Origin of the sequence: Beijerinckia indica subsp. indica ATCC 9039, from assembly GCF_000019845.1 — a bacterium.
Lineage (GTDB): Bacteria > Pseudomonadota > Alphaproteobacteria > Rhizobiales > Beijerinckiaceae > Beijerinckia > Beijerinckia indica.
On record NC_010581.1, the window covers coordinates 846,250 to 860,155 of the forward strand.

General features: G+C 52.9%; 13 protein-coding genes. 3 read left to right on the forward strand and 10 right to left on the reverse strand.

Translation table 11 applies throughout. The annotated features are described in order from the left end of the window. Positions 1-110: 110 nt before the first annotated feature. The 3 genes from BIND_RS03850 to BIND_RS03860 all read right to left on the reverse strand — a co-directional run bounded on the left by BIND_RS03850 (position 111) and on the right by BIND_RS03860 (position 3,672). Entirely contained in the window at positions 111-875 is a 765-nt protein-coding gene (locus BIND_RS03850; protein ID WP_012383761.1) for a hypothetical protein, read from the reverse strand. 106 nt (positions 876-981) lie between these two features. Next, positions 982-2,970 carry a tetratricopeptide repeat protein gene (locus tag BIND_RS03855; RefSeq protein WP_012383762.1) on the reverse strand — a complete coding sequence of 663 codons (1,989 nt, stop codon included), beginning with the start codon at positions 2,968-2,970 and terminating at the stop codon, positions 982-984. Between the two features lie 81 nt (positions 2,971-3,051). Beyond that, on the reverse strand, positions 3,052-3,672 hold the full coding sequence (locus tag BIND_RS03860; protein ID WP_244395954.1) for a hypothetical protein: 621 nt from the start codon (positions 3,670-3,672) through the stop codon (positions 3,052-3,054). Positions 3,673-4,156: 484 nt separating this feature from the next. On the opposite strand from BIND_RS03860, the gene BIND_RS03865 reads away from it, so the two are divergent. Further along, a complete protein-coding gene (locus BIND_RS03865; protein ID WP_012383764.1) occupies positions 4,157-4,789 on the forward strand; it encodes a YqaA family protein in 633 nt (210 codons plus the stop codon). After that, the gene (locus tag BIND_RS03870) at positions 4,789-5,292 is read left to right on the forward strand and encodes a disulfide bond formation protein B (RefSeq protein WP_012383765.1); all 504 of its coding nucleotides are present in this window, start codon (positions 4,789-4,791) and stop codon (positions 5,290-5,292) included. Before BIND_RS03865 ends, BIND_RS03870 begins: the two co-directional genes overlap by 1 nt. A gap of 1 nt (position 5,293) precedes the next feature. Here the strand turns inward: BIND_RS03870 and rlmN are convergent, their stop codons facing one another. Next, complete coding sequence (rlmN, locus tag BIND_RS03875) at positions 5,294-6,487, reverse strand: dual-specificity RNA methyltransferase RlmN (RefSeq protein ID WP_041777909.1); 1,194 nt, start codon at positions 6,485-6,487, stop codon at positions 5,294-5,296. Positions 6,488-6,773: 286 nt separating this feature from the next. Here rlmN and BIND_RS20000 point away from each other — a divergent pair, with 286 nt between their 5' ends. After that, on the forward strand, positions 6,774-7,550 hold the full coding sequence (locus BIND_RS20000; RefSeq protein ID WP_012383767.1) for an SIMPL domain-containing protein: 777 nt from the start codon (positions 6,774-6,776) through the stop codon (positions 7,548-7,550). Between the two features lie 251 nt (positions 7,551-7,801). On the opposite strand, the gene BIND_RS03885 is transcribed toward BIND_RS20000, so the two are convergent. From BIND_RS03885 to BIND_RS03905, 6 genes are all read right to left on the reverse strand, one after another. Then, positions 7,802-8,215, reverse strand: a complete 414-nt coding sequence (locus BIND_RS03885) for a very short patch repair endonuclease (protein ID WP_012383768.1) — start codon at positions 8,213-8,215, stop codon at positions 7,802-7,804. A gap of 2 nt (positions 8,216-8,217) precedes the next feature. Then, on the reverse strand, positions 8,218-8,379 hold the full coding sequence (locus BIND_RS21585) for a hypothetical protein (RefSeq protein WP_012383769.1): 162 nt from the start codon (positions 8,377-8,379) through the stop codon (positions 8,218-8,220). 175 nt (positions 8,380-8,554) lie between these two features. Beyond that, positions 8,555-9,508 (reverse strand): hypothetical protein, encoded by a 954-nt coding sequence (locus BIND_RS03890; RefSeq protein WP_012383770.1) that lies wholly within the window; start codon positions 9,506-9,508, stop codon positions 8,555-8,557. Between the two features lie 7 nt (positions 9,509-9,515). Next, positions 9,516-10,631 carry a DUF3696 domain-containing protein gene (locus BIND_RS03895; protein ID WP_012383771.1) on the reverse strand — a complete coding sequence of 372 codons (1,116 nt, stop codon included), beginning with the start codon at positions 10,629-10,631 and terminating at the stop codon, positions 9,516-9,518. After that, complete coding sequence (locus BIND_RS20005) at positions 10,624-12,477, reverse strand: DUF262 domain-containing protein (RefSeq protein ID WP_012383772.1); 1,854 nt, start codon at positions 12,475-12,477, stop codon at positions 10,624-10,626. Before BIND_RS20005 ends, BIND_RS03895 begins: the two co-directional genes overlap by 8 nt. Beyond that, a complete protein-coding gene (locus tag BIND_RS03905; protein ID WP_202944766.1) occupies positions 12,477-13,877 on the reverse strand; it encodes a DNA cytosine methyltransferase in 1,401 nt (466 codons plus the stop codon). Before BIND_RS03905 ends, BIND_RS20005 begins: the two co-directional genes overlap by 1 nt. Positions 13,878-13,906 lie beyond the last annotated feature (29 nt).

A 13,906-nucleotide genomic window follows, 5' to 3' on the forward strand; every position in this document is an offset into this window, starting at 1 on the left:
CCGCTATCGGAGCGAATGATAGCCCGATAGTCGCCGATCTAAATCCTGGAAGCGCACTCGTTGGTCAGCACTCAAGCTCTGGTTTATATGGTCAAAAAGCAATAACCTTTTCATGAAAAGGTTTGACGGAAAAGTTCAACCACTTGATTGACAGCCTCAGCCATCTTCAAAAGCGTAGGGATTAAAGGCTCGCTTTCGATGACGCCAGCTTCATTGACAACTATGTCCACGGGGGCCGCGATTTCGTAGTCCAATTCTACTTTACATCCTGGGGAGCCGACTGCCGCCAGGGGGACTTCTTGGCCTACTACTAGAGTGAAACCGCTTGGTGAAGAGATACACGAGCCATCACTTGCAGTAACATTGAGCTTCGAAAAGCTGATTTTTCCTAGGGATACAATTAAGAGATTATGTTTGTCTCGATTGTCTAACCGATTGAGTTGCCAGAGCAACTCGTTCCCAGCTTTATATGGTGCTATCTTATCAAAAATGAATGTCTCTATTTGTGGTAATGTCCAACGTTTTGAAGCCTCAGAGACAGGAGATACAAGATTTTGCCGTTCTTCATGGACAGGGAAAGTTTTCTTCTTTGCAGAATCTCCAAAAACGGATCGCTCTAATCCCATCCAGCAGTAATCTAAGGCACATCTAAGCGCATGAACAATGTCGCCTGCAAACAATGGGATTTGAGGGGGAATTCCAGGAGAAACACCAGTTTGAATAATGGCAACCCCTTCGTTATTTCGTTCAGTACGAATCGTGTATGGCTTTGCGTTGATGAACCCGTGGCAGAACCAATTCAGATCATTAATGTGTCTAAAGGCCCATTGGACTTTAAATGATGCATGGGTGAATGAGTCTTGCGGCTCTGTCATGTTTTGGAATTTCGATCAAAAAGGGAAAGGAAAACTCAATAAAGCATGACCACTTTAACTAAACGAAGTTTCTTATAGCAAAACTCGCGCATCAACGCCAAGAGCTTCACAACGGATCCCCGTGAAGACTCAATTCCTGTCGCTCCGTGATCAAGGATTGCAAGATCGGCTGTATGCGCGTAACGAGCGCTTCCCAATTCTCTCCTTGATTGCATCGAAAGAGACGCATCGAAGGATACCAGGGGCTATCCTCGCGTTCGAGAAGCCAGCGCCAATCGGGCACATGTTTGAGTAGGACCCACACGGGACGGCCAAGCGCTCCAGCCAAATGCGCGATGGATGTATCACACGTGATGACGAGATCGAGCGTCATCATAAGGGCGGCGGTCTCGATGAAGGCATCTCCCCGAGGATCGCGATCGAGGGCATAACCCTCGATCGGCACGCCGGAGGTTTGCAGGCTGGTGAGATCCGCCCCTTGTTGCAGGCTGATCAAGCGCAGTGCGTCGAGGCCCGCGAGGGGCGCGAAAGCCGAGAGGGGAATGGAACGAGCGGGATCGGCATCGAGATTCTGACTGCCTTGCCAGCAAAGGCCGACGCGAAAGCCCTGATTGCCGAGAAGCTCTGCAAAACGGTGCACCAGATCTTCTTCCGCATTCAGATAAAAGGGGAAAGCGGGAATTGTGTCGACTCTGGTCTTGAAGGCGCGGGGCAGCGAAGAAAGCGCGATCTGGCTGTCGAAGCTGCCGGGATCATCAAAACTGTCGATAAGCGTGATCGTGGGAGCAAAACCCTGGAAAAGTCTGTGCAGCTTGTGGCGGCACAGGAACGTCACCTTCACGCCTTGCGCGGCCATAAGAAGAAGATAACGCGAAAATTGGATGGCGTCGCCAAACCCTTGTTCATCGAAGACGAGAACACGTTCCCCTTGTGTGAAATGTCCGTTCCATTCGGGAAGGTCGAATTTCAGGTCTGCCTTAGGGGTCTGCCTGGCGATCCAGCGAAATTCATAATCGTCGAGACCCTCGGCAAAACGTCCAAGCAAGAGCAGGAGTCCTGCTCTATTATTGCGCGCGTGGGTGAGGTTGGGGTCGAAAGCAAGGGTCGCATCATAGGCGGCCAGCGCTTCGTCGAAGCGTCCGGCATGTTGCAAGGCGACGGCCTGGCTGCTCATGGCTTCGCCATAGGCGGGCCGCAATTCGAGCGCCCGTTTGAAACAGGCAAGCGCCTGCTCCGGTTCTCTGGACTGGATATGGACATTGCCTTTGTTGAACCAGGCCTGGGCAAAATTGGGTCTGAGGGCAATGGCTCTCTCAAGATCAGTGAGTGCCTCGGAAAAACGCCCGAAACATTGCAGCGCGGTCCCACGATTGTTCAAGAGCTCGGCATTATCCGGCTGCAAGGCATGAGCAGCGTTGTAGCATGTGAGGGCTGCGTCAAACTGTTTCACTGTCTGCAAGAGCGCGCCGCGATCGATTAGGGCTTCAATAAAACGGGGCTTGAGCGACAAGGCTTTGTCATAAAATGCCAGCGCGTCCTCGAAATGGCCGCTGGCCTGCAGAATTTGCCCACCTGTATGCAAAGCCTCGGCATGATCGGGTTGCAGCATCAAGGCTATATCGAGAGCGGCGATCGCTTCATCCAACCGGCCGAGATCACGCAGGAGCACACCCCGGCGATAGTAAAGATCGGGATTATGCGCGCCTCGTTTCAAGGCGTGATCAGAGGCATAGAGGGCTTCCTCGAAACGCTGCAAATCCTGCAAGGCGATGGCTTTGTTCGACCAGGCGCCAGTGAAGCCTGGATCGAGCACGAGCGCGCGTTCGAACCAATCCAGGGCTTCTTCCTTCGCCCCGGCGGCAAGCCGGATCAGACCGATGAGATTGCAACGGATTGGATCATTGACCAGCTTCTGATCGAGATTTTGCAATTGCTCGACGGCTGCATGTGGCTGCCCGGCGTTCAAGAAGGTGATCGCGCGATTGATGTTGTGATCGACCTGGATGTCCAATGTGTCGGCTTTCGGAAAAGAGAAACATCCTCTCTCTGCCAAAGTGACCTTGTGCCGGACTGACCTCTCTGTAGCATCGCTCATTCAATTGGATGCATGAGCGATGGTAAGCCTTTATAATCGCGCCCAATTTATCCTGAAGGAGCATCCGCGGCTGGGCCGCGTTCAACGGGATCTGAAGGAAAGTATGCCGCTCGTATAGGTTTCAATGACCAAGCTGAAGGGCTGGTGCTCCGATGTCGAGAGCAAAGCGCGATGTTCCAGCAAATGGGCTGGGATTTCGAGAGGGGGGACGGGCGGATCAGCCGGCCTTGGGGCCGCCTGAACGGGGTTTTCGGGCATTGCCATTTCCCAGCCGTCCGGCAAGGGATGCCAAAGGATACGCGCCGAAAATGTATGCCTTTGCGGCGCCAAGGGCCGCACGACGCGGCCAAAGGCGCTATCGGTCTGTTCCAGGGCCTCGTTCATGGCGGGAGTCAGCCGGCTTGGCACATACCAGTTTTCGGCTTCTGAGAGGACGAGATCACCGCAATGGAGGGCGACACGGCGATAGGCGACGGGTTCCTCGGTACCGATCCGCAGATCATTCCTCTGCTGCGGTGTCAGCGGTTTTTGCTCCGTATCGGTGCGGCGGGCGAGGATTTGCGCGCCGGGCGCGAGCTGATGATCACGACACCATTTGTCGAGGGTCAGGGTCGCACTGTCGGCCGCCAGGAGCTCGGCATTCAGTGTCTCGATTAGTGCCCATATTTTCAGGCGGGAGACGAATGTATCGGGCCAGGTCACGCGAGGATTCGCTTGTGGGATTGCTGGTGAAGGGGATGGTGTCTGAGCGGCAAGGGGCGAGATCGAACTTCCCGCCAGGAATAGGAAAAACAGGCTAAAAGAGAAATGTTGCTTCCAGGTTGTTCCTGTCTGGGCCTTCCCTCCGGCATGTCCCGCGCTTCCTCCCTTGCTGTGCAATTCAATCAATTTCTCTCTTCCTTTTAATCTGCACCGGCTTTTAACTCCGGGAAAAGGGGTGATATTGCTTTCCTTCACAATTCTCTGCTTTGTTACTGGTAAAGAAGAGATTTGTAATGGCGGTGCGAAGCAAACTTCAACGCGTTCGCTTCCATTTAAATGCTGTAGCGTATTGAGTTTGCAACAAAACTCAATCAACTGTGGCTTTGGCCTGGCACCGCTCCTGCGCGGCTTCGCCGCCCGTGCAAAAAAAATCGAGTCCAAGCCGTGGGGGCTGGACGTGTAGGTTCGAGGATTTGAGTCCAGCATGAAAAATGCCCCGTCGACAGCGTCTATCTCACCGTCCGAGAAACGTAGCGTTTTCCAAAGGCTTTACGATTGGACCTTGAGTCTTGCGGAGAGCCGTCACGCGCCCTTGGCCCTTGGCCTCGTCGCTTTCGCGGAGAGTTCCTTCTTTCCGATTCCGCCCGATGCCCTTCTGGTGCCGATGTCGGTCGCCAAGCCCAAACGCGCTTGGGTCTTCGCGCTGATCTGCACCATTGGATCGGTGCTCGGCGCGCTTCTTGGCTATGCGATCGGCGCCTTTCTCTATGAGACCGTCGGCAAATGGCTCATCAATCTCTATGGCTATGGGGCGCGGGTCGACGAATTGCGCGCGCTTTACGCGCAATGGGGCTGGGCCGTCATTCTCATCAAGGGCCTCACGCCCATTCCCTTCAAGATCGTCACCATTACCAGCGGTCTTTTGGCCTATAATATTCCGGTCTTCGTCGCCTTGTGCCTGCTCACGCGCGGAGCACGCTTTTTCATTCTGGCCCTGCTTCTGAATTTCTATGGTGAACCGATCAAGCGGCTGCTCGATCAATATTTTGGCCTCTTCTTGATTTTGCTCCTCGTAACCGTGGTCGGCGGTTTCTGGATCGCCACGCGCGTCCTGTGATGAGCTTGGCCCTTTTGTCTCGTCCCAAAGTGCCTCTGCTGCTCGCCATTGTTCTGCTGGCGAGCGGCGCCATTATCGGCGCGTGGATTTTTCAGGCCTTTGGCGTCGTTCCTTGCGAACTCTGCCTCAAGGAACGCTGGCCTTATTATGCCGGCATCCCGCTTGGCCTTGCTGCCCTCTTTTTTGCTGTTCGGGGCGCGGACCGGAGTTGCAGGAGCTTGTGCAGCGTGCTGGCGATTATTTTCGTCGTCAGCGCTCTTTTTGGCCTCTATCACGCCGGGGTCGAATGGGGGTTTTGGAAAGGCCCGACGGATTGCACCGGTCCCTTGCAAAGGGGCGGTTCCATCAATGATTTCTGGCAGCAATTGCAAAGCGTGAAGGTCGTGCGCTGTGACGAAGCGGCGCTTCGCATCCTTGGTCTTTCCCTGGCCGGATGGAACGCAGTCATTTCCGTGCTTCTGGCAGGGCTTGCCTTCAAAGCTGCCGCACCGAGCCGGTCCTGATCTAATCCTCGCCGAGCAGGCGGGCTCGGGCGCGCAATTTCTCGGTTTCGCTCTTCAATTGGCCGCAGGCGGCGAGAATATCGCGGCCGCGCGGCGTGCGCACCGGGCTCGCGTAACCGGCATTGAACACAATGTCGGAAAAACGCTCGATCCGGTCCCAATCGGAGCAGTCATAGGGCGCGCCGGGCCAGGGATTGAAGGGGATGAGGTTGATCTTGGCTGGAATGCCTTTGAGCAGGCGGATGAGTTCGCGCGCCTCGGCTGGCGAATCGTTGATATCCTTCAGCATCACATATTCGAAAGTGATGCGTCGGGCATTCGAGGCGCCGGGATAGGTGCGGCAAGCTTCGAGCAAGGTCTTGATCGGATATTTCTTGTTGAGCGGCACAAGCTTGTCGCGCAGATCGTCGCGGACCGCGTGCAGGGAAACGGCGAGCATGCTGCCGGCCTCGCGTCCGAGAGCTTCCATTTGCGGGACCACGCCGGCCGTGGAAACGGTGATGCGCCGGCGTGAGAGCGACAGGCCCTCGCCATCGGAGAGGACGCTGACAGCTTTGCGGACATTGTCGAAATTATAGAGAGGCTCGCCCATGCCCATGAAGACGATATTGGTGATGGGCCTGTTGCCCTCAGTTGGCAGAAGACCGTCTTTCGGCGGCACAAGACCAGGAAAATCGCCGAGTTTCTCCCGCGCGACGACGAGTTGCGAGACGATTTCCCGCGCGCTTAGATTCCGGACGAGTTTCTGCGTGCCGGTATGACAGAAGGAACAGGTCAAGGTGCAGCCGACCTGGCTCGAAATGCACAGAGTGCCGCGGTCGCTTTCGGGAATATAGACGCATTCGACTTCCGCGCCGCGATCTTGAGCATCGACCGGCGGGAGCCGGATCAGCCATTTGCGCGTGCCATCCACCGAGACCTGTTCACTGACGACTTGTGGCCGTTCGAGCGAATAATGCGCGGCTAGCGTTGTCCGCAAGCCCTTGCCGACATTGAGCATAGTGTCGAAGGAACGGATGCCGTGGAAATAGATCCAATGCCAGACCTGCGCGGTGCGCATGCGGATTTCCCGCTCCGGCACGCCGATCGCGGCGAGCGCGTCGCCAAGCTCCTCCCGTGTCGCGCCGAGCAGGGAGGGGAGGGTGCCAATCGTCGCCTCGGGGGCGGGGGCGGACATTAAGGAAATCTCGTTCATGGGCCCTTTTATCATTGGTCGCCCGGCTGCGAAATGTTTTCGAAATCATTCGGCCTGGTAAGGCATGGGCAATGGTGAGCCTTCACAATGGACATATAGGGAAGGCAACGCTCTTCATGCATGCGTTTTAAAAAGTATATTGGTCTTATACCAACGGTCATGATCAATGACCGTTGGACCGCTCTTGAATTTTCGCCATCGCTTTGAAAAAGCGAAAATTCAAGAAAGGAACCAAAGGTCGTTCTTCAAGACCTTTGGTATGACTCACAATGACAGGGTGTGCTCCATGATCGAAAAAAGCGCGTTGAGCCTTTCCTTTGTTCTGACGATTTTCTCATGCCTCACCTTTGGATCGGCAGCAGGTGTTCGGGCGCAGGGGCTTTCGGTTCCCTTGCGGGACTCGGTGCCGGCGATCACCGTCACAGGCCAGGCGAGCACGGAGATTGTCCCCGATACGGCCCTGATTTCGCTCGGTGTGGAAACCGAAATGCCAAGGGCTTCGGATGCGTCCGCGGAAAACGCCCGCTCCGTGCAAACGCTCATCGACACGTTGAGGGGGCAAGGCGTCGAGTCTAAGGATATCAGGACATTACAAGTTAGTCTCGTACCGGTCTATGAGGACAGCCACGATCCGGCGGGAGAGCTGAAAAAACGTGTCTTGCGAGGCTACAGGGCGCGTAATGAATTCGTCCTGCGCGTCTCGCCTCTCGCTCTAGCGGGCCAGCTCGCGGGAAGCCTCTTCGACAAGGGGCTCAATGTCATCGATGGAATTGATTTCCAACTGGCCGACAAGAGCAAGGTTTTGGACAAGTTGCGCGGGGAGGCGGCAAGCGATGCCTTGGCCCAGGCGAAAAGCTTTGCCGCGCCGCTCGGCTTGCAGCCCGGCCGGGTGTTGGTGATTCAGCCGCAAGGGCCAGTCGGCTTTCCCATTCCCATGGTCCGGGCGCAAAAGGCGGTTTTCGCTCAGGCCGATCATCCGCCCGTGCTGCCCGTCGAACCTGGTACGCAGAAAGTGCAGGTGGAAACGCAGGTGACCTTCGAACTCACGCCCGCGAAACCTTGAGTAGCTTCTAGAGCATCAAATCAGACAAGGGGGTACCACTTTTTGGATGAATTTGATGCGTTTGGAAGGATTTATGGCGTCGTTCCTAACGAGCGATGCCATCGAACACTTCCCGTGAAAATGCTCACAATATCTTTATTTTAACGCATAATCCGTGTCTAGAAAGTTTCCAACTTTCGAGGTTTGCCGGCTGCCAAATTATAATGCGACCAACTCACCAGTCGTCAAATTTGGCAGATCGTCGCGGGGGGTTATTGAAGGAACGCGCGGAGTTTGTTAGTTAACGCCTCGCGGTTCTCAATCTCGCACTCCCACACGACCAGCGCCAACCAGCCAATATTTTCCATGGCTGAGAGTACTGCTATGTCCCGGGCTCGGTTTCTTGCCAATTTGGGCATCCAGTATTCTATTCTAGAATGTGGTATGTGCGCCTTCCGGCAGCCCTCGTGCTGATGCCAAAAGCAGCCATGCACGAAAACTGCCTTCCTCTTCACCGGAAAAACGATGTCCGGCTTTCCCGGAAGATCGCGGCGGTGTAGCTGATATCTATATCCTAAAGACCAGAGCAAGGACCGAACTGCGACTTCAGGGCGCGTTCCTTTTGATTTGTTGGATCGCATCGAAGCGCGGACACTTTCCGGTACGTCATCCCATCGCGAACGCATTTTCACAAAATGTCGAGCATCGTGTCAGTCACCGCCTTAAATAACGATGGCCGGACAAAGTTGATTTGGCGGTGCGCACGATCGAACTCGCGGTGGAGGTAGCTAAAGTAGCGCACACCGACGCTCTCGCCACGTGCCATGAACAATAAAACCGCCGTCGGCATCTCTGTTCCAAATCCGATCTAGTAAGAGTGCTCCAAACCTAAGGAACCGCGAAGCAAATCTCATCTTACTTCCTCAATAGGCATGAGTAAGGCGCCGGCGTAGCAGCCGAGAAATGCCACTTTGATTGATGTGACCTCATTCGAAGCTCGTCTGCAAGAGGGATGACCCACCAGCTCATCCGATTCCCAGTTTGCGACCTAAATGGCCGACGATGGCATGTCGCCGTGGATTCGGTTCTATGATAAAATGAATTCGACCTTCGCCAGGTGCGAAATCAACATGATCACTGAATGTCCTCGGTGACCCGTTTTCATCATTGAATGAGACAAGATGCAATCTACTTCGGCTTTCTGGGCGTACGTTGAATGGGAAAATTGGATGGTCTGATTTTTCCTGGCTCCACAGTGCAATAGCTTGATCGATGCCCGCCAGTTTTGTCCAAATCGACAAAAGTGCCGGATCTCCTTCTAGGATCCCCTCGATTTGTGGCCGTGTCCGCGGGATGAAGCGGAGATTTGGAAGCAATTCGCTCCGCGACGCCCAAAGTTCGCGACCGTTTTGGAAGGTAGGCTTGCCAACTGACCGAAGGGCGACCTCGTGTTCGTTAATGTGGTCTGGGCTACAAGCGTTTCTGGCCTCAACAGAAGAAATTTCCAGATTACCGTTTGCGTCGAGTTGAAGCCGTCTCAGTGAAATCGATATCTTATGCCAAAAAACATGTGAAGGAAAACTTATTGTGAGGCCGTCAAATAGATGAGCTAGTCCTAGCGCTTCTGCAGGTTCAGCCGCTCTGACCGGAGCGTCTGCCAATAACCTGTATTCGAATTCTGAACCGTCTATATGCTTTAATATGGCTAACGCCTGTCGCAGCGGCGCACGGTTTTGCAAAGCCTTCAGAAACAGACTTTCCTCAACGCATTCACCGCGATTACGGATGGAAGCAATCGAGCAAGCTGTGCCCAAGGACAAGGAATGAACGGGCGTTTCGCTGTTCAACGTAAGTCCAGGGTCGATACGAAACGCAGCGCGCGTCGTAGCAACTATCGCTTTGAGGTAGTTCGTTGCGACCTCGTACGGTAGCGCCTTATTTGGCGACGACAGTTCATTAAGAAAAAGCTCTAGAGACATTTAGAAGTTACCCGAGCAAGCTATCAAGGCTTTTTTCCCACTGATCGAAAAATCCGGATGGCCAATACGACAAGCGACCACCTTCACCAACCACGGGCGTCTCGTAGCTACTTGCCTTACCAGGTAAGCGAGAGAAAAAATGAAATTGTGCTTCCGACGATGCTAATTGCTTGTCCTTCACAGCGAGCCGAATGCCGTTAAGAACGTGATCGCTATGACTTTCTACGATGACCTGAACGCCGCCTGCCGCCGTTAACGCCAGTAGTCGCCCGATCGCCACCTGCCCACGAGGATGGAGTTGAGCTTCTGGATTTTCAACAATAAGCAACGAGCCAGGAGAAGCTGCGAGACACGCTACTATAACAGGGAGTGCATGCGTCAGCCCGAATCCGACATTCGTCGGACGCAACGGCTCTCCGTATGCAACTCCTTCCCCCTTATATGAGAATACAAGTCGAATAAAGTCCGTCATTGGCACTGGAACTGCCTCTACACGTACACCTGGACTGAACTCCTGCATCCATGCGTTTACCTGGGCGCCAAGACTGGCTACTTCCGGCTCACCCGGCCAACGTAGCAATTTCGCAGTGCTGATCTCCTCTCCAAATTCCAAGAGAAAATGTGCTGTATATTCGCCTCGTGCACCAAGAAAACGCTGTTGACGTACGGCGTGTTGCGATTTCGGGAACGTCGTTGATGGCGTGATTCGATCGGCTCGAAGGAGCTGAAATCCCGGCCTAAATAGATCAAAATCTGCCAAAGCATGGTCGTCCGGCTTTTCGTTGCAGGTTAGAACGTCGCCATCTGTCGGAACTTCCGCCGCCCAAGATAAAATAGCTTCCTCGGTCCCTCGACGGGTGCCCAACACAATTCTGATCTGCGGGATGTCGAAACCGTGATAAAGAACATCGCGACCAGTTCCGATCTCCACGAGCTCGCCGTTCAGAGCGAGGGCGCCAGACGTAAGAAATCTTGCGTCAAAAGACTGGCGCAAAAGACCGAGAGCTTGAATAACGGTGCTCTTGCCACTGCCGTTTAGACCTGCAAGCAATGTTAACGAACCAAGATTTAGCTCTGTTTCGTCGAATGTCTTAAAATTTCGCAGTTCAATAAACTCAATCATCGCGCAACGCCGTTGTGATCATTTCCGAAACCCTTGTAAATCGTCGCTTTACTTTCCGTACATCGCCGGTACCTTGCGAAATCGAGGATTCGAACGCACGATCATTGCAAAGCCGAATAATGCCCTCATGCAGCCTTTCTTTCCGTTCGATTAAACGAACTACTTGCGATTGATCGAGATTTGCCAGGTTCACAGACACCGCTTCGAATAATGCTTTGTTGATCGGCAGGCGGCTATTTTCCGGACCAAACCTTTTTCGGAAGGCATCATTCCCAAACACAGCATACGCTGTGTTCAGCGCTCTGTAGAATGCGGATTGGGTCTCCACTATTTGTTCCTCTGAAAAACCGTTGATCGCCTTCATAGCATTGACGAGAAACCCGTCCATATCCGGTTGCCTGTATGCAGGTAGGCCGAGCGAATAGAACGCAATAAAGCGCAATACGAGTTCACGATCATCCATTCTGATCGGCTGGACGCTTCCGTCCGTTGCACGCTTAAAAACGTCGGACTTCGCCCAGTCTTGGAGAACAATCCTCGCTCGGCCCGGGGTGATCGCGTGACGAAGCTCCTGCGGCGATAGCGGAACTCCGCCAGTGTTGATACGCGCGAAAATATTATATTTGACCTCAGGTGGGGTGCCTTTTCTGATCAAATGGATCACTAACTCCGTTTCGCGTAGGCGCATTTGCATACGCTGACTTAGATCCATGAATTTCTTTCCATCATACGATTTCAGATACTCGAGATTAGACAGTTCAAGTGGCTCGCTTTGGATGACCGTCGGCCTTATGAATCGGGCAATCGCAGACAACCTCTGAATTCCATCAACGATTTCCCATCGCTCGTCGTCGTCTTCCGCTGCGTAAAGGACAGGTAACGGAATTCGTAAGAGCAAGGACTCAATCAAACGGCTTTGCCGTCGATTGTCCCATATACCCCATCGGCGTTGAAAATCTGGCTGGAGATCGATCATCTGAGATTCTGTGCGCGACAGAAGAAGATCGACTGTCATTGAGCGTGTGATGACGTCAATATTTTCTGGATCAAATGGTTCTGCGATCTTCTCAAGATCGTCATCCTCAGAAACAGAGCGTTCGGATTCAACACCAGTGTCGACTTGTGTAATATCAATTCGCCCGACAGGCGCTCGGTCCGTTGGCTCCAAAGCAGAAATCCGTGCGGCAGCCGTTTCAATAGGCTCAGGCGGCACTTCCTTCGCGGAGATCCGGGCCTTTAACGTCTCTACTATTTCCTGGATTCTGTCTGTGGCACTTGCCGTTTCATCTTTGAATCGAAGAAGGTGCTCACGTACCTCACCAAATGTCGGATGATTCTCAGACAGAGGGGTCCACCATACATCAGGCTTCTCTAACGTCGCATACATAGAGATCGTCACATTCCCGAAATGAGGTGAAAGTGTGAAAGTCGCTGTCCTAGATGGTAGTCTCGGTTCTATTTTCGATTTCTTTGTAAAGGCTCCAAATAGTTTTGCTGCTGACACTGCCATTATCTGATTGCCGACATAATCAAAAACTAGCAAAAACGGATTTTCTTCAAACAGTTTGCCATTGGCAGCTGCAAGCGCTCTACCGAAGGCTTCAGCGCGAGTATTCGATCTGGTTTGGCCGTTTAAAACTAGCGAATAAGCAACAAAGTTTACTTCTTGATTGTCATCATTCAGTTTAAATCTATATATATGGTTACGAGATTTGATATCCGAGCCTAAGAGGCTCCCGATAAATCTTGCATCGAGAACTTCAAAATATAATTTATTTTTTGAATCTCTCGCAAGATTCGAAAAATGTTTCTCTAGCGGAAGGTGTCTGAGCTTTTCATCATCCATTAGGTGTTGGGACCTCTGGCGGAAACAACCTTGTCAAAAATCTTTCGTTCATCGAAGCCATAATATACGTCAAGAACCCCCTTTACCTGCTTGGCAATTGCTTGCGCCATTAAAGGAGGAACAGCGTTCCCACAAAGCCTGTATTGATCCACTTGACCCCCATAAAAAACGTGCCTGTCGGGAAATGACTGTATTCGTGCAGCTTCACGAACGGAAATTAGCCTTTGCTGCGCCAAGTCGTAGTGGATGAACGTGCCCCAGTGTGGATCAGGTTTTGTCAACAAAGTGCCAGCCAGTTGCGTCGGAGAAAGGCGCCCGTAGCGCTTAGTATGATCTTTTCGCAGCGCCCTTTGCATTCCAGGGGGAAGTAGATCGCGGGGAATCGAGCGCCAGTCTCCACCTGCGGGAATATGCTTTATGCGTTCTGTATTCGGCGGATAAAGGGCTCGGCACCAATGATTGGCTAATAGCTCGCCATCAGAGCGCATATTCTGCTGGTATTTACTTAGCTGCGGCGCGTCTTTGTTGTAGCCGTAGCGCCCAACATTTTCTCCTCCACCGTTCGTGAGCTTAGGCAAGTCGCCTATAGCATCTATAACAGTCACAAACGGCTCAAGCTGGGGACCTATGTGTGAAATCTGGTCAGTTGATGGATGCTTTCCACGTCCGATGGCATAATGAAACGTATGGGTCCGTCCTCCCTTGAAGTGTGCTTGAGCTAATGAAAAATGGTGCGGAATAGGCAAAGATACGACGCCTGCTCTATCTGCAACATCCTTGCGCGTTCCGACTACAACGACACGGAATCTTTCCTGAGGCACACCATAATGTGCGGCGTTCAATATTTTGAATCTCACCTCATATCCAGGACAATCCACTGTCGTCGAGAGCGACACTTCTCTCAAAAACTCCTCGAAGAAATGGCCTCCTTCGAGCGACAGCATTCCAGGGACATTCTCAAGCACGAAGATTTTCGGTGACAGGCCCTTAAGCAATCGTACGTAATGCCGAAACAGGTAATTCCGAGGATCCTGTACAGACCGCACATGTGAATTAAGCGAGAAGCCTTGGCACGGTGGTCCTCCGAGCAAAACGTCGATTTCGCCTACCTTCAGGGATCCCTCTCCACTGGAGGAGGAAATTTTCGGCAGAATATCCGATATTGAAATATCCTCAACCGAACCCACTAGACCCAAGATGTCGCCATGATGTGTCCCGCTTGTTGCGGCGTATGTTGCATCGAAATTCATTAGAAAGTTGTATAGAGCCAATGGCCAAACGTCATTGGCAAATTTGGGTTCAAAGCCCAGAGAATGGAACCCTCGTGACAAGCCTCCGATTCCACAAAAAACTTCTCCAGCCGTGTAGCGCGGTTGGATTTCAATTGATTTTCGCTGCACGCTCGCTGTCCAGGCTTTGTGAATTCTAC